The sequence below is a fragment of the Haloarcula mannanilytica genome, from assembly GCF_005406125.1.
In the GTDB taxonomy this organism is placed as follows: domain Archaea; phylum Halobacteriota; class Halobacteria; order Halobacteriales; family Haloarculaceae; genus Haloarcula; species Haloarcula mannanilytica.
The window spans coordinates 94,740-110,193 of the sequence record NZ_BIXZ01000007.1 but is presented as its reverse complement, the minus strand read 5'-3'; the positions used below and the strand labels follow the sequence as shown (position 1 = coordinate 110,193).

The 15,454-nt window shown below is 63.8% G+C and carries 14 protein-coding genes; 10 read left to right on the top strand and 4 right to left on the bottom strand.

The window, feature by feature from the left end:
* Positions 1 to 129: 129 nt before the first annotated feature.
* From phnG to Harman_RS16380, 10 genes are read left to right on the top strand one after another with little or no spacing between them, the layout of a single operon-like run.
* On the top strand, positions 130 to 573 hold the full coding sequence (gene phnG, locus Harman_RS16425) for a phosphonate C-P lyase system protein PhnG (protein WP_137684867.1): 444 nt from the start codon (positions 130 to 132) through the stop codon (positions 571 to 573).
* The gene (gene phnH / locus Harman_RS16420; RefSeq protein ID WP_137684866.1) at positions 570 to 1,115 is read left to right on the top strand and encodes a phosphonate C-P lyase system protein PhnH; all 546 of its coding nucleotides are present in this window, start codon (positions 570 to 572) and stop codon (positions 1,113 to 1,115) included. The genes phnG and phnH overlap by 4 nt, the downstream gene beginning before the upstream one ends.
* Positions 1,116 to 2,255: a carbon-phosphorus lyase complex subunit PhnI gene (locus tag Harman_RS16415; protein WP_137684865.1), complete on the top strand. Its 1,140-nt coding sequence runs from the start codon at positions 1,116 to 1,118 to the stop codon at positions 2,253 to 2,255.
* Positions 2,248 to 3,300: an alpha-D-ribose 1-methylphosphonate 5-phosphate C-P-lyase PhnJ gene (locus tag Harman_RS16410; protein WP_200830945.1), complete on the top strand. Its 1,053-nt coding sequence runs from the start codon at positions 2,248 to 2,250 to the stop codon at positions 3,298 to 3,300. The genes Harman_RS16415 and Harman_RS16410 overlap by 8 nt, the downstream gene beginning before the upstream one ends.
* Positions 3,297 to 4,127 carry an ATP-binding cassette domain-containing protein gene (locus tag Harman_RS16405; RefSeq protein WP_137684863.1) on the top strand — a complete coding sequence of 277 codons (831 nt, stop codon included), beginning with the start codon at positions 3,297 to 3,299 and terminating at the stop codon, positions 4,125 to 4,127. Before Harman_RS16410 ends, Harman_RS16405 begins: the two co-directional genes overlap by 4 nt.
* Positions 4,124 to 4,855, top strand: coding sequence for a phosphonate C-P lyase system protein PhnL (locus Harman_RS16400; RefSeq protein ID WP_137684862.1), 732 nt, complete (start codon positions 4,124 to 4,126; stop codon positions 4,853 to 4,855). The genes Harman_RS16405 and Harman_RS16400 overlap by 4 nt, the downstream gene beginning before the upstream one ends.
* Positions 4,852 to 6,018 (top strand): alpha-D-ribose 1-methylphosphonate 5-triphosphate diphosphatase, encoded by a 1,167-nt coding sequence (locus tag Harman_RS16395; protein WP_137684861.1) that lies wholly within the window; start codon positions 4,852 to 4,854, stop codon positions 6,016 to 6,018. Before Harman_RS16400 ends, Harman_RS16395 begins: the two co-directional genes overlap by 4 nt.
* Positions 6,015 to 6,824 carry a sugar phosphate isomerase/epimerase family protein gene (locus tag Harman_RS16390; protein WP_137684860.1) on the top strand — a complete coding sequence of 270 codons (810 nt, stop codon included), beginning with the start codon at positions 6,015 to 6,017 and terminating at the stop codon, positions 6,822 to 6,824. Before Harman_RS16395 ends, Harman_RS16390 begins: the two co-directional genes overlap by 4 nt.
* Entirely contained in the window at positions 6,817 to 7,485 is a 669-nt protein-coding gene (locus Harman_RS16385; RefSeq protein ID WP_137684859.1) for an HAD family hydrolase, read from the top strand. The genes Harman_RS16390 and Harman_RS16385 overlap by 8 nt, the downstream gene beginning before the upstream one ends.
* A 58-nt stretch (positions 7,486 to 7,543) precedes the next feature.
* Entirely contained in the window at positions 7,544 to 7,939 is a 396-nt protein-coding gene (locus Harman_RS16380) for a hypothetical protein (protein ID WP_200830943.1), read from the top strand.
* A 141-nt stretch (positions 7,940 to 8,080) separates the two neighbouring features.
* Here the strand turns inward: Harman_RS16380 and Harman_RS16375 are convergent, their stop codons facing one another.
* The 4 genes from Harman_RS16375 to Harman_RS16360 all read right to left on the bottom strand — a co-directional run bounded on the left by Harman_RS16375 (position 8,081) and on the right by Harman_RS16360 (position 15,413).
* Positions 8,081 to 9,055 carry an ABC transporter substrate-binding protein gene (locus Harman_RS16375; protein WP_137684914.1) on the bottom strand — a complete coding sequence of 325 codons (975 nt, stop codon included), beginning with the start codon at positions 9,053 to 9,055 and terminating at the stop codon, positions 8,081 to 8,083.
* An 806-nt stretch (positions 9,056 to 9,861) separates the two neighbouring features.
* Positions 9,862 to 10,281: a GlcG/HbpS family heme-binding protein gene (locus Harman_RS16370; RefSeq protein WP_137684858.1), complete on the bottom strand. Its 420-nt coding sequence runs from the start codon at positions 10,279 to 10,281 to the stop codon at positions 9,862 to 9,864.
* A gap of 300 nt (positions 10,282 to 10,581) precedes the next feature.
* A complete protein-coding gene (gene fdhF / locus Harman_RS16365) occupies positions 10,582 to 13,893 on the bottom strand; it encodes a formate dehydrogenase subunit alpha (RefSeq protein WP_137684857.1) in 3,312 nt (1,103 codons plus the stop codon).
* The gene (locus tag Harman_RS16360) at positions 13,890 to 15,413 is read right to left on the bottom strand and encodes an NADH-ubiquinone oxidoreductase-F iron-sulfur binding region domain-containing protein (RefSeq protein ID WP_137684856.1); all 1,524 of its coding nucleotides are present in this window, start codon (positions 15,411 to 15,413) and stop codon (positions 13,890 to 13,892) included. Before Harman_RS16360 ends, fdhF begins: the two co-directional genes overlap by 4 nt.
* Between the last annotated feature and the right edge of the window lie 41 nt (positions 15,414 to 15,454).

Genomic DNA, 15,454 nt, shown 5'->3' with positions numbered 1-15,454 from the left:
GCCACAGCTCGTCCGTACTAGTCCGGATAGGCTACCGTGGGAGGGGGAACAAACCCCCACGTCCGGGAGAGAACAGAGAGTACTGAGCGAAGTCTTATGCGACCGTTGGGGCGTGTTTCCCCCGAGTGCATGGTTGATCCACACGACAGATCGGACCGGTTCGAGTTGATCGCTACCTGTGAGGCGGCGACGCTCGCCCGGTTCGCCAACGAGGTACTTGCGGACGACCCCCCGCTGTCGGTCCGTCAGGAGCCGCGGCCACAGTTGTTGATGCAGCGCGTGGAGGAACCGGTCGAGCGCAGACCGTTCAATTTGGGGGAGATCCTGGTCACCCCAGCGGAGGTCGACCTGGCCGGCGAACGCGGGTTCGCGATGGTCCCCGGAAAAGCCGAACGCGCCGCCCTCTCGGGGGCCATCGTCGACGCAGCGGTGGCCGCCGACCACGAGCGGACACCGGCTATCGTCAGCGCGCTCGACGACGCGGCAGCCCGCCAGCGAGAACAGCGCCAGCGCGCGTGGGCCGAGAGCAAACACACCGCCGTCGAGTTTGAGACGATGGAGGACCAGCAGTGAGAGCGCTCGGCATCGACCCGGTCCACGACACGCGCCGGACGTTCGACGGGCTCCTGTCAGCAATGAGTCGACCAGGAACGGTCCACCAGGTGCCCGCCCCCGCCGACCACGCTGTCGTCGCCACCCTCGTCGATCACGAGGTGACGATAGCGACGGCAGATGAGGGACTCCGGGACGCCCTTTCGGGGCAGGGTCGCCTCGAACCGGCCGCTGTAGAGGACGCCGATATCGTCCATGTCCGGGATCACACCGCTGTCGACGTGCGGGCGTGCAAGCGCGGTCCGCTGGTCGAACCCAGTGAGGGCGCGATCATCGTCTACCGCGTCGACTCCATCTCCGGCAGTTCCGGACTGGGGACAACGGTGACGCTCTCGGGCCCCGGTGTCGATGGGACCGCGGCGCTGTCGGTGTCGGTACCCGAATCGGCACTGTCGGCGCTGTCCGAGGCCCAGTCGGAGTACCCGCGCGGCGTTGACGCTGTCTTCGCCACCGAGGAACGTATCGCCGCCGTCCCGCGGTCGGTGACGATGGAGGTGGCCTGAATGGGCTACGTCGCCGTAACCGCCGGCGAAGAAATCATCGAGCGGGCGGCGGACCTGTTCGAGAAGCAGCGCCTCGCCGGCGACAGCGAGGGCCTCGACGTTGACCAACTGGACGACCAACTCGGACGCCTTACCGCCCAGGCGATGAGCGAGGGCGGCCTGTACGCGCCGCGGTTGGCGGCCCTGGCAGTCAAACAGGCACAGGGTGACACCGTCGAGGCCGCCTTCCTGCTTCGGGCCTATCGCTCGACGCTGGAGCGGTTTGACGAGACGCCAGCGGTCGACCCGGGCGAGATGATTGCTACCCGGAGAGTGTCCCCTGCATTCAAAGACGTACCCGGCGGGCAGATTCTCGGCGCGACGAAGGACTACACCCAGCGCCTCTTGGACTTCGACCTCGTCGACGGAGAAACAGCGGACCCGACCGAAGAGTGGGAGGTTGCAGACGAGGGCGACCCCGAGCGGTTGACCACCGTCACGGAACTCCTGCGTTCGGAGGGCCTCCTCCACGAACCGGACGAACCCGACGTGGACGACCCAACAGACACGACCCGGGAATCGGTAACGCACCCGCCGGACCGGGACGCAGTGCTTCAAGAACTCGCCCGCGGCGAAACGGGCGCGGTGACCGCGCTGGGGTACTCGGCGCTTCGGGGCTACGGCCAGGTCCACCCGACGCTGGCGGAGGTCCGAGTGGGTCGCCTCCCGGTACGGATCGAGCATCCCTACACCGGCGACGAAGTGACGGTCACCCATGCAGACGTGACTGAGTCCGAGGCGGTCGTCCCTGTCTACGAGAAGCGCGAGGACCCGCAGTTCGCGTTCGGCTACGGCCTGACGTTCGGCCGCAACGAGCGCAAGGCCATCGGAATGACCATCCTCGACGCCTCGATCCAGCTGGACAGCGACGACGAACCCGCCGAGAACGCTGAGTTCGTCCTCGATACCATCGACGGCATGGACTCCTTTGGCTTCATCGAACACCTCAAACTCCCTCACTACGTCACCTTCCAGTCCATCCTGGACCGGATCCGGGCGATCCGGGAACGCAAGGGCACAGCGGGAAAGGGCCACGATGACCTTGCCGACGAGGAGTCCGCCGAACGCGCGCCGGTCGCGGAGGCGAACGACGATGGCTAAGGAAACCACCTCCCAGCACCGAGATGAATCGACAGGCGGGGGAACACCGGTGCCAACCGACTCCGTCGATGCCGCACTCTCGGCGGTCGAGACTGACGGGCTATCGGGGTACAACTACGCCTACCTCGACGAGCACACCAAGCGAGAGGTCCGACGGTCGATGCTGAAGGCCGTCGCAATTCCCGGCCACCAGGTGCCCTACGCCTCGCGGCCAATGCCGCTTGCCCGCGGATGGGGGACCGGCGGGATCCAGGCATCGCTGTCGCTTCTCGGGCCGGCTGACACGCTCAAGGTGATCGACCAGGGCGCAGACGAGAGCGTCAACGCCGCCAACATCCGGCGACTCGCGGAGAACACTGCTGAGGTGGCGACGACCACCGACACGACGAAGGCGGACTTGATCCAGAGCCGCCACCGCATCCCCGAGGAGGTGCTGACCGACGACCAGCGGTTGGTCCTGCAGGTACCGATCACCGACGCACTCAGGAAGGTCGACCCCTCCGACGCCGCGAACCGACGGCGTCACGCTCACAAGAACTACGGGAAGATGTGGGTCCACCTCTACGAGAACGTCGTCGAGTACGGTGAGATCAACATCGCCTCCCGCTACCCGACGATGGTTGCGAACCGGTACCTGATGGATCCGTCGCCCATCCCGCGGTGGGACGTGCCCAAACTCGACGACGCCAACCACCTGACGATACTCGCGGCGGGCCGGGAGGCCCGCATCTACGCCGTGCCACCACACACATCCGTCGAGCCGCTGGCGTTCGAGGACCGGTCGTTCACCGTCGAGCGCTTTCCGGAGCAGGCCTGTCACGCCTGCGGGTCGACCGACACCTACCTCGTCGAGGTCTCCGAGGAACCCGGAACGACAGCGGGCGACGACGACACGGCGGCGAGCTTCGAGACGCGCTACGCCTGCAACGATTCGAGCTTCTGTGCCAAGCGCCGCGAGAACCCCAACCTGCCGAAAGACCACCACCTCGACCGCTCCGGGGTCGACTGGGGACCCGCGACGCCGGACGGGGGTGAGAACGCGTGACACTCCTCGAAGCGTCGGCTGTCGAGACAATCTACGGGCCGGGATGCCCGGACTGTCTCGACGCGACCGGCGACCGCGCCGGGACCAACCAGTGTCCCCGCTGTGGCACCGTCGTCGCCTGCGCCGAGGCCGACCTCGACGTAGCGGAGGGCGAGGTGCTCGGTATCGTCGGCGAGTCGGGATCAGGCAAGTCCAGCCTCGCAGAGGCGCTGGCGCTGGAACGCGACCCGGAGGCGACCGTCAACGGCGAGGTGTCCTACGCCGGTCACGACGGGAACCTGCTTGAGGTGGATTACCAGACGCGCCACGACCTGCGGAGTCGTGACATCTCGCTGGTCCACCAGCACATCCGCGACGGCCTGGACCTGGAGTTTACCGGCGGCGGCAACGTCGCCGAGAAACTCCTCTCGGCCGGGTGGCGCTCGTACGAGGACGTGCGAATGCGCGTCCGGGAGTTGTTCGAGGAGACGGAGATCCCGGTTGCCCGGATGGACGACCCCGCGCGAACCTACTCAGGTGGGATGCAGCGCCGTGTCCAGATCGCCCGCGCCCTGGCGACCGATCCGGACCTGATCGTCCTCGACGAACCGACCACGGGGCTGGATGTCAGCGTCCAGGCGCGAGTCCTTGACACCTTCCGCCGCGTCCAGCGCGAGGAGGGCGTCGCGGCCATCGTCGTCTCACACGATCTCGGCGTCGTCCGCTTGCTCGCCGACCGGACGCTGGTGATGCGCCACGGCCGCATCGTCGAGTCGGGCCTCACCGACCGGGTCATGGAGGACCCGCACCACGAGTACACGCAGACGCTCATCAATTCAGTAATATGACAGTCCTATCAGTCGAAGGCCTCTCGAAGACCTTCGACGTGCACGTGCTCGACGACACCCAGGTCGTCGGGTTAGACGGCGTATCGTTCAACGTCCGGGAGGGCGAGTTCCTCGCAGTCGTCGGAGAGTCCGGTAGCGGGAAATCCTCGCTGTTGAAGTGTCTCTACCGGACCTACGACCCCACCGACGGCCGCGTCGTTTACCACGGCGACGACGAGGTTGACCTGGCCACGTGTGACGACCGTACCGTGATGGCCCTTCGCGGTACCGCTATCGGCTACACGTCCCAGTTCCTCAACGAGATACCTCGCGTCCCGGCCGTCGACGTGGTCGCCCGACCGCTGGTCGAACAGGGAACGCCGGCCGAGACGGCCAGGGGACGCGCTCGGGAGTTGCTTCAGGCCCTCTCGGTCCCTGCGGAATTGTGGGACGCCTACCCCGCGACATTCTCCGGCGGGGAGCGCCAGCGGGTCAACCTCGCGCAGGCCCTCGCCCCCGACCCGGACTTGCTGTTGCTTGATGAACCCACAAGCGCTCTCGACCCGGAGACTCGTCGGGAAGCGATCGACCTGCTGGAGACGGCTCTCGGACAAGGAACCACCGTCATCGGTGTCTTCCACGATACGGACGTGGTCGCGGCCGTCGCCGACCGCGTCGTCGTGCTGGACGAGGGGCGTATCCAAGCGGTCCTGCCGATCGAGGAGTTCGACGGTGAGGTGGTGCGATGAGTACGACCGCCCAGGCCGCCGAAGCCACGATCGCAGTCGTCGACGGATGTCTCGTCACGCCCGAGGCCGTCGTCGAAGGCGGCGTCCGCATCGAGGAGGACCGCATCGTCGATGTCGGCGACGTGGACGCGGACGCGGACATCGTCATCGATGCCGACGGCCACCTGGTGTTGCCGGGATTGGTCGACCTTCACGGCGACGACATCGAGGGCCACCTCCACCCGCGGTCCGGAGCACGGATTGACATCCCGCTGGCCCTGGCGTCCGCCGACCGCGCGAACGTCGCCGCTGGCATCACTACGAAGTTCCACGCCATCTCCTTCGAGACAGACGAAGCGGCCGACCGTTCGCCGGAACTGGCGGCGACGTTGACCGACGCCATCTCGGAGGCCACGGACCTGCTGGTCGACCACCGCCTGCACGCCCGGTGTGAAGTCACCCAACAGCGGTGTGTCGAGGCTGTGCTGGAAGTCGTCGACAACGGTGACGCCGATCTGGTGTCGGTGATGAGCCACATCCCAGGAAAGGGCCAGTTCCAGGATATCGATACCTTCCGGGAGTACTACGAGAATGCCAACGACCGGTCGGCCGAAGAGGCCCAGGAGATCATCGACGAGCGCACTGAAATCCCGACCGGGACGATACGGGACCGGATCGACCGAGTCGTCGAACGCGCCCACGCGGCTGGCGCGGTGACGGCCTCTCACGACGACGAGCACCCCGAGGAAGTCAGGCGTCTCGCGGGGGCAGGCGTCGATATCACCGAGTACCCCATCACGCTGGAAACCGCCAAAGCGGCGGCCGAGGAGACGATGACGACGGCGATGGGCGCACCGAACCTCGTCCGCGGAGGCAGCCAGTGGGGCAACCTCGCGACCGCCGAGGGCATCGACGCCGGCGTCGTGGACATCCTGGTTGCGGACTACCACCCGCCGTCCCTTTTAGCGTCAGTGTTCGTCGACACGGGAGAGTCGCTCCCCGAACGGGTGGCCCGTGTCAGCGCGAACCCCGCCGACGCCGCGGGATTCACCGACCGGGGACGGATCGAGGAAGGCAAGCGTGCGGATCTGATCGTCGTCGACCGGGAGCCAGCGCCGACCGTTACGAACGCGCTGGTCAGCGGGCGGCCGGTGTACCACGCCGATTCGGGAGGGCGACGATGACTGACCATCGCGTCGGAGCGGCCATGGACATCCGATTTGGTGCGAGCGTCGAGGAGTTCATGAACTACGTCACGGACATCGGGCTGGACCACGTCGAGTTCAAGCGGGAGTACCTGGCCGGACACCCCGATACGCCCGGCCCCGAACGGGTGCGGGAACTGGCCGAGTCCTACGGCGTCACTATCACCTACCACGCCCCGTTTCGGGACTGGAACGTGGGAAGCTACGACGAGACGGTCCGGCAAGACTCCGTCGAGCGTGTCAAGCAAACGCTCGACGACGCGGCGGCCGCGGGGGCGTCCGGTGTCGTCGTCCACGGCGGTTCGGTTCCCCGCCGATACCCGGACTGGGTCCGGGAGCAGGCCCACGAGAACGCGCGCCGGTCGCTCGCCGAGTGCGCCGAGTACGCCCAGTTCGTCGGTGTCCCACTCTGTCTAGAGAACCAACCGATCGACGACGACACGCGGCGGTACACGACGACACAGTCGGACCTGGCCGCGATGATCGACTCCGTCGACGTGCCCGCTCAGTACCTCAGCGTCACGCTCGACGTGGGCCACGCGAAGATGAGCGGCCACGACTGGCGAGAGTTCGTCGACCGGTTCGGCGATCGCATCCGTGTCTGTCATCTCCACGACAACGACGGCACTGCGGACCAGCACCGGCCGTTCCCCGGTTACGAGTCCGTCGTCGAAGCCGTCCCGGCGGACTGTTTCGTCTTCGAGATGAAATCTGTCGCGGACGTGGCACAGACCGTCGGTGTCGATCAGGCGCCGCCGGAGACGGAGGTGTCGACCGATGACTGACGGCTACGAATCCATCGTTTTCGACTGTGACGGCGTGCTGGTCGAACCGACGGACACTGCAGTCCTGGTCGATGCCGTCGTCGAAGCGTTCGACGCGTTCGGCGCCGATATCGACCGCTCGGTCGCCCGTCAGTCAGTTACCGAGGACGCCGTGCCGGCCGAGACGGCTTGTGACCACGGTATCGATCCCGAGGCGTTCTGGCACTACCGCGAACTCGCCGCTAGCCTGGCCCAGCAGACTCATATCCGGGACGGCGGCAAGCCCGTCTATGACGATGTCGCCGCCCTGGACAGCATCGAGTGCTCTCTCGGCCTGGTGAGCAACAACCAGCACGCGACCATCGAGTTCCTGCGTGCCTACCACGACCTGCCGACATTCGAGACGGCCCGCGGACGACGGCCCACCCTGGCAGGTGCCGCGGCACGCAAGCCGGAGCCGGACTACGTCGAGGCAGCGCTGGCGGAACTGGGCGTCGAAGACGCGCTGTACGTGGGGGACTCGGAGAAAGACGTGGTCGCTGCACAGCGGGCCGGTATCGACGCGGCCTACCTGCGACGCGACCACGTCGCTGACGTGACACTCACCGCGGAACCGACCTTCGAGGTCCCAGACTTAGAGTGCCTCGTCGAGCGGATAACCGAAACCGAACGCCCTGTGTGATGCCGAGTCCGGACTCTACGGACGATACATTGAGGGCTGACCTCGCTTCAGTGGGAGTATGCACCGACGGAGGTTTCTCGGGACGCTGGGAGCAGGGACAGGGGTACTGCTGGCCGGCTGCTTGGGGTCGCGGGTCGACGGGGAGGTGGCGTTGAACGAGACGCCCCTGGTCTTCTCTCACGAATACACGACACAGGCGACGCCCTCCGGGACCCGCGTCTACGTCGATGTTACCGCCGAGAACGGCGGCGACGAACAGATCACGCCGGACGGTCAGGTCCCGAATATCACCTGTACGTTTCTGGACAACGCCGGCGAGACACTCCACGAGGCCGGCAAACAACTGGTCCAACCAGTCGCCGTTGGGGAGTCGATGTCCCTGGAGTTCCCCCTCACGATCGACACTGAGGACGTAACGCGGTACGAACTCCGGTGTGAGTGGGTCGAATCCTGAGATCACCACGGGGCGAATGCTATGGATTTCCTTTTATACCATGGGTCGGCGGGGTAACACGTCGTCCTACACTGAGAGCGAATTGAGAAGACTTCACGGTACCGCTTAGCGCAGAAGCAGTCCCTCGGTCGATAATTTGTCTCAGATATTCCCTTTGACGATCTCCGCGACGCGTTCACGGTCGAACAACGTCACATCCTCGAATGCATTCGGGTAGATATCCTTCGCCGCGCGGTCAGTATGGTAGAAATTGATAATTGGTCCCTGATCGAGATAGCCAGCATTGTATATATTACCGTCCTGAACTGCCTGTACGCCGTTAGATCCGTCCTCCGCTTGCAGTGGCTCGACGACCTCTGTTTGGAACGCAGACTCGGACGCACCGCCGTGATTTCGCACTAACAGTATCTCGGGATCGATTTCGATCAAGGCTTCCAGATCGAGTGTCCCCCTATCAGAGAAACTATAATGTCCCACATCCGTCGCCGCGAGTGCATCTGTCAGACCGAGTTCGCGCCACTGCTTGGTGCTGATTCCGCCATCATCAAACCGGAACGGATAGAATTGGAACCCTGATCCGTCCGCTGGGAAGATCAGTAAGGCAGTCGGCCGCTGGTCAGCCGGCGGCAAGTGTTCATTGATCAACGTACGCATCCGCTCGTGGAGGTCAACGAATGCTTGGTAGCGCTCCTGTGCCTGAAAGACCTCAGCCATCACTCCAAAGGCCTCATACAAGGAGTAGTAGCGGTAATCGTGCCAGTCGTCACTATGTCGGCGAATAAAATTACCGAAGAACGGACCGAGGTTTTCGGCAACCTCATCGATATCAGCCTGATCCCAGTCATACCAGAGTCGCAGTATATGTGGGTCAATGAAATGCACATCCGCATCCATTTTATAGAACGCTTCCTTGCTCACACCGTCTCCGACGAGTTCCATGATCTCATCCGCATCGAACGCTACCCCTGGAAGGTTTTCGAAGACCTCGTTCGCAAACCGATCGTGATTCTGAATGCCGAGTGTTTGTCCCCCGCCGAGTGCAAACGCCATATCCGCGAACGTCGGTAAGAGTGCGGTCCATCGCTCGGGTGGTCCGTCGAACTCAACTGGACCCATTGGTTCCATTTCGACAGTGTATGACCCATCAAACTCAGTCTCGGTATCCGTTCCCGAGTTCCCTGTCTGTGACGATGGGACAGGTGATCCTGTGGCGTCCGGTCCTGACTGGGAAGTGCCCGAACAGCCTGCAAACAGACCGCTACCCGTAATTACCCCGCCGTACTTCAGATAGTCACGCCGCGTCAGTTCCTGTGGACCGCTTGACTCGCCTGGCATATTTTTTAGGTTCCCCTAATAATATAAAACGGTTCCGAACTTTAGGCCGTCCTAATCCTTCAATGAGAGTCCCTTTACCAGCGGCGGGCGTGCCAGTGTGCTCGGGAGTCAGTCCGGTATTGGCCACACGCTGAGGGGATCGTGGTATCGGATGCCGTGACCCCGGCAACCGAGACGGACTCCAAGTACTACAGCATCCATAGATCGTATATTGGGAGGATATAGTTATATGCAAAGAGATAGTGTAGATATTTTTCAGTAGATGATTTCATATACCATAATACTCTATTGTATTTTCGAATGCGTGTTTGTATTATCCTATCTTGATCATGGGTCTGCTGATATTGGTAACAGAGACTGACACTGGTTTCAGTTCGCACATGGGTCCGGGGCGACAGCTTGCCCAGTTTCGATAGATATGGTTGTTCAGCGGCACATCAAGACGACGGAAAACAAAGCAAGTGACGGGGATTCACCCACGGAGACGCCCAACACGGTGAGACGGTATTCGACTTGTTGTGTCGCTCGTTGGACGCCTCGATGCTATCGCGGGTCAATCGGCCGCGCGTCGTGCGTGACTGACGGGGTTACTCCGTGAGTTCCTGCCATCGGTCGACGCCGGCCTCGGCGACCGTTCGGTCTTGGGCAACTGCGCCGCCGGATACACCGATGGTTCCGACGATCTCTCCGTCTCGTTCGAGCGGATAGCCGCCCCCGAAAATCACGAGCTGTCCGTCGTCGGTGTTCTGTAGCCCGTACAACGAATTTCCGGGCTCCGATGGCTCGGCCAGTTCGTGTGTCGGTGTTTCGAGCGCCGCCGCAGTGTAGGCCTTGTTGCGCGAGATGCTAACAGACGCAAGCCATGCCCCGTCCATGCGGTGTTGTGCGACGAGGTTGCCTTCGCTGTTTGCGACTGTGATGACCATCGGATTCTCGATCTCGGTGGCTTTCTCCTCGGCTGCTGCAATCAATTCCGTCGCGGTCGCAAGCGGGATAGATTCGACCATGCGACTGATGTGTTGTCGAGTAAATATAAAAAGGCAGTCATAGCTAATATAGGGAATCCCAAATACTGACGAAAACGGGGTTCTCAGATCAACTCGCTCATTCGACTTGCGAATACAGTAACGTCACGTATCCAGATTACACAAGTGATAAAATATATGATGGATTTTGGGAGTCCCACTGGAGATATACTGGTAGTTGACACTGAAGTTATCACAAAAGTAACTATATCTGGGAACGCCGCCAGACGTACCCCCAAGACCGGGAGCGGTATCGTATGACCCCCAAGGAAATGGGTCAGTTCAGTCGTCGCCCGCGCCTCGCTTGCGGATCTGTTTCCCGCCGGCGTCCGGCGTCCGGAGCACCGTCTCGTCCGTTTCCGGCCCCAGCACTTCCACGCGGACGCTGGAAACCTTGTACTCCGGTATGCCGGCAGTCGGATCGAACGTTTCGCCGGTGAGCTTGTTCACCGCGCCCGCGGCGAAGTGCATCGGGATGAACAACGTCCCGGGGCCAACCCGTTCGGTGACCTGCGCCTTGACGACGATGTCACCCCGGCGGGACTCGACGCGGACGTATTCGCCGTCAGCGATGCCGAGCTTCTCGGCCGTCTCGGGATTGACTTCGACGAAGCTCTCCCCGACGTGGCTCATCAGTCCCTCGACGCGGCGGGTGATCTGGCCCGTGTGCCAGTGATACAGCACCCGCCCGGAGGTGAGCGTCAGCGGGTACTCTTCGTCGGGAATCTCGCCGGGGTGGCCGCCGTCCGCTGGAACGAAGCGGGCTTTCCCGTCCTCGAAGTTGAAGTTCCCCTCCTCGTAGTCGTAGAGGTACGGCGTGCCCTCGTGGTTCTCGTCCCAGCAGGGCCACTGCAGGCCGTGTTCCTCGCCCTCCTCTAAGCGGTCGTAGGTCACGCCGCCGTAGATGGGCGCAAGGGAGTTGATTTCATCCATGACCTCCCGCGGGTGGTCGTAGTCCCAGTCGTAGCCGAGCCGACGGGCCAGCGCCTGCGTGATTTCCCAGTCCTGACGGGCCTTGCCCGGCGGCTCCGAGGTTGGGCGGACCCGCTGGATGCGGCGCTCAGTGTTGGTGAACGTGCCGTGTTTCTCCGGCGAGGTGGCAGCGGGCAACACCACGTCGGCGTGGTCGGCCGTTTCGGTCATGAAGATGTCCTGTACGACGAGGAACTCCATGTCTGCCAGCGCCTCGCCAGCGTGCTGGATATCCGGTTCGGAGAGCGCGGGATTCTCGCCGACGACGTACATCCCGCGAAGGTTGCCCGCGTGGGCCTCGGCAAGCATCTCCGGCACTTTCAGGCCGGGTTCTTCAGGTGGTCGCTCGCCCCACGCGTCGGCGAACTTCTCGCCCACGTCGTCGTCTGCAGGGTTCTGATACCCCGGGAGGCTGCCGGGCAGTGTGCCCATGTCGCCACCGCCGCCCTGGACGTTGTTCTGGCCCCGGAACGGTGAGAGGCCAGCGCCAGGCTTGCCGACCTGTCCCAAAACGAGCGCGAGGTCGGCCATGGCGATGAGGTTCTCCGTGCCGTGGCTCTGCTGGGTCATTCCCATCGCCCAGCCGAATACGACGCTGTCGGCCTCGGCAAGCGTTTCGGCGGCCGAGGCGAGTTCCTCGGGCGACACGCCAGCCAGTTCTTCGACTTTCTCGGGTGTAAACGCCTGAACCTTCTCCCTGACTTCCTCGAAGTTCTTCGTGTTGCGCTCGATGAAGTCCTCGTCGTGGAGGTCGTGTTCGATGATGTAGCGGATCAGGCCGTTGAGCCAGGCCACGTCGTAGCCGGGGTTCGTTCGAGTGTACTGGTCGGCGTGTTCGGCGATGCCGATCTTCCGCGGGTCGAACACGACCAGATCGGCCCCCTCGCGGACGTTCTGCTTGATTCGCGTGGCGAGCACTGGATGGGACTCCGTCGTGTTGGAGCCGCTGATGAGGTAGGCGTCGGCCTCGCCGATGTCCTCGTTGATACGGTTGGTCATCGCGCCATAGCCCAGCGTCTGCTGGAGCGCGGCGACCGTCGAGGAGTGACACAGCCGAGCGCAGTTGTCGATGTTCTTCGTCCCAAGCACCTGCCGAGCGAACTTCTGGACGAGATACGCCTCCTCGTTGCTGCCCTTCGAGGAGGCCAGACAGCCCAGCGAGTCGATGCCGTGGTCCTCCTGAATCTCGGTGAAGCGCTCGGCGACGTAATCCAGTGCCTCGTCCCACGTGGTGGGTTCGAGTTCGCCGTCATCATTGCGGACCATCGGTTCGGTGACCCGCTGTTTGCTGTTGGCGAACTCGTGGCCGAACTTCCCTTTCACGCAGGTCGAGAAGTTGTTCGCGGGCGCATCGTCAGGGTCATCAACCGGAACAACCCCGAGGGAGTCGCCGTCCTTGCCCCACATCTCGAAGCGACAGCCGACGGCACAGAACCCACAGGTCGTCTCTTCCTTGTCGATTTTCGAGAGGCGGTAGTCGCTGACCACGCTGGCGATGTCGAACAGGCGACCCTCCGGCATCGTGTTTGCCGCGATACTCTCGGCGGTGTGTTCACCGGCGAGGAACGCCTTCTTGCCGTAGTCCTTGGCGATGTCACCGGCGCGCCGTTTCGCCGCTGACGCGAACTTGGCGAGGCCGGTCTTCCCCTTCGCCGCCCTCGGATCACCGGGTTCGAAGGCGCGGTTCGGAGCGGTGGTATCGTCGATGGTCTCCACGTCTTCGTGCTCGATGACTGTCCCGATGGAGTTCCGTTGGGTAAAGCCCGGCAGCGGAAGCGTCGCCGCGCCGTCGATTCCCTTCTCGGTCAGTGAGCCGGTCGGACACACCGTCGCGCAGTGGCCACAGGAGACACACTCCGAGTCGTGCATCGTCTCGGCGTCGGACTGGAAGCCGATGCGGGTGTCCTCGCCGTGGCCCTCGATTCGGAGGACGCCCTCGACCTGCACGTCGTTGCAGGCGTCGACACAGCGGTTACAGAGGATGCACTTGTTGCGGTCGATCTGGATGAACGAGGAGGTGTCGTCGATGGGCTCGTACTGGTCGCGCTCGTCGAAGACGCCGTAGCGTGGGTGGTCGACGCCCTCGCTGATAGCGGCGTCTTGCAGTTCACACCGACCGTTGCCGTTGCAGGTGGTACACCGGAGATTGTGGTTCGACAGCACCAGGTCGAGATTGACGCTGCGGGCTTCCTCGGCGTCGGGCGTGTCCGTCGAGACGGTGAGGCCGTCCTCGGCGGGGAACGAACACGACGGGACGAGGCCGTGCTGTTCGGTCTCGACCATGCAGGTACGACACTCACTGCGCGGGCCGATTTCGTCGCTACAGTCCCCGTCGCGGTCGTAGTAACACAGCGCCGGCACGTCGGCGTCGTCTTCGACGCCTTCGGCACCGGGGTCGACGCTGACGATGTCGTCGTCGAGGTCCTGCAAGGCGTCGATGATAGTCGACCCCGGAGCGACAGTGACTGGTTCGCCGTCGACGGTAAGCGTCGACGGGTCGTCGGAGTCGGTCCCCACGTCGGGGTCGTTAGCAGTTCCGGTCTCGAACGCTTCGGTGACCGGTGTCTCTGGCTGTGGGTCGTGTATCTCTGGAACGCGTGGGATCGATTTGTCAGTACTCATAGTTTCTCCGTGCAAGTGCCGCTGGGACAGCGGCCGTTCGTGTGGGCGCGGAACTCGGGTTCGAACTCGTCGATGGCCGTGGTCACCGGCCGCGGGGCGTGTTCGCCGATCTGGCAGTTACTCGACTCGCGCATCACCCGAGCGAGTTCGCGTATTTTCTCGCTCTCGAAGGTGCCATCATACACGTCACGCAGCAGTTCGGTGAGCTGTTTCGTGCCTTCGCGCCCGGGAACGCACCGGCCGCTGTTCTCCTCGGAGGCAAACCGAGCCCGTTTCCCGACCGTCTCGACTGCACAGCGGTCGCTGTCAAACAGTTCAACGACGCCGTCGGTCCCAAGACCGGCGGCTCGGAGCGATTGAGCCGTCGGTGCGACATCGAGACTTCGCGTGATGCCGCCGAGGACGCCGCCGACACAGGCCATCTTGAACGGACCGTCCATCTCGACTGCCTCGCGGGCAGTTGCGAGGCTCCCGCTGGACCCGAGTTCGACTGTGGCCTGGTCGGCCACGTCACCGGTGACGGTGACGATTCGCGTCCCGGGGTCCGTGGCGTCGGCATCGATGCGCTCTGGGTTTGCGATGGCTCGCTGGACGTGCGCGAACGTACGCGGGGTGTGGATAACTGTCGGGCGGCCGTACAGGCCGTGTTTGGCCGGCACCGGCGGCTGGAGTCGCGGTTCGATGCGGTCGGCTCCTTCCAGAGCTTCGAGTGCGGCCGTCGGTTCACTCGCCCGGAACTCGTCGGGTCCGGCGACCAGTTGTGGAACGACGGGCAGCGTGTCGGCGGCCGCCTCGATAGCCTCTCGGAGCGCCGCTTGCAGGTCTGTCTGGGACTCGTTTACGTAGATGACGGCGTCGCCAGCGTCCAGGTACTCGGCCACTGCCGCGATCCCGTCGAGGACTGCCATCGGTGCCCCGGACAGGAGCGTCTCATCGCCTGTCGGGAGGTCGCTGGCGTCGTTGGCGTTACAGACGACCACTGGATCACCCTCGGTCGCTCTGGCCGTTTCCCAGACAGAAGCGACGGGAGCGTCGGTGGCAGCGTCCCTGCCACCCCGCCCCAGCAGTCCAGCGTCGGTCGCCGCCTCGGCCGTCTGGTCCGTCGAGACGAACGACCAATCGGCCGGGTGCAGCGGGGCAGCCCAGCCGCACGGACCCAGTACGTGACGCTGCCCAGTCGAGAGCGGCCCATTCTCCGGGACTGGAAGCGTTGTCGTGTCCGGGTCGTGATCGACGACTGCGTCCGCCGCTGCTGTCGGGACTGTCCCTCCTTCCAGTTCGCCGACCAGTTCGCGGACGGCCGACGGCGACGGGTCACCGTAGAATGCTGTCCGTCCGTCACTCGTGAGCAGCAGTAGTGGTGACATCGCTGTGATGCCCGTCGGTCCTGTCCTGACTACCGGGACCGAGTCCGCCGTATCACGCGCCGCAGTGAGGACACGGTCCCCGCTCGTCGGCCGCCCGTCTGTCGCCACACGGACCACAGTGGTGTGGGCGAGGGCCGACCGTTCCTGTGTCATAGATTGAGCGTCGTGCTGAAAGGTTAAAAATCCAGCCTGGC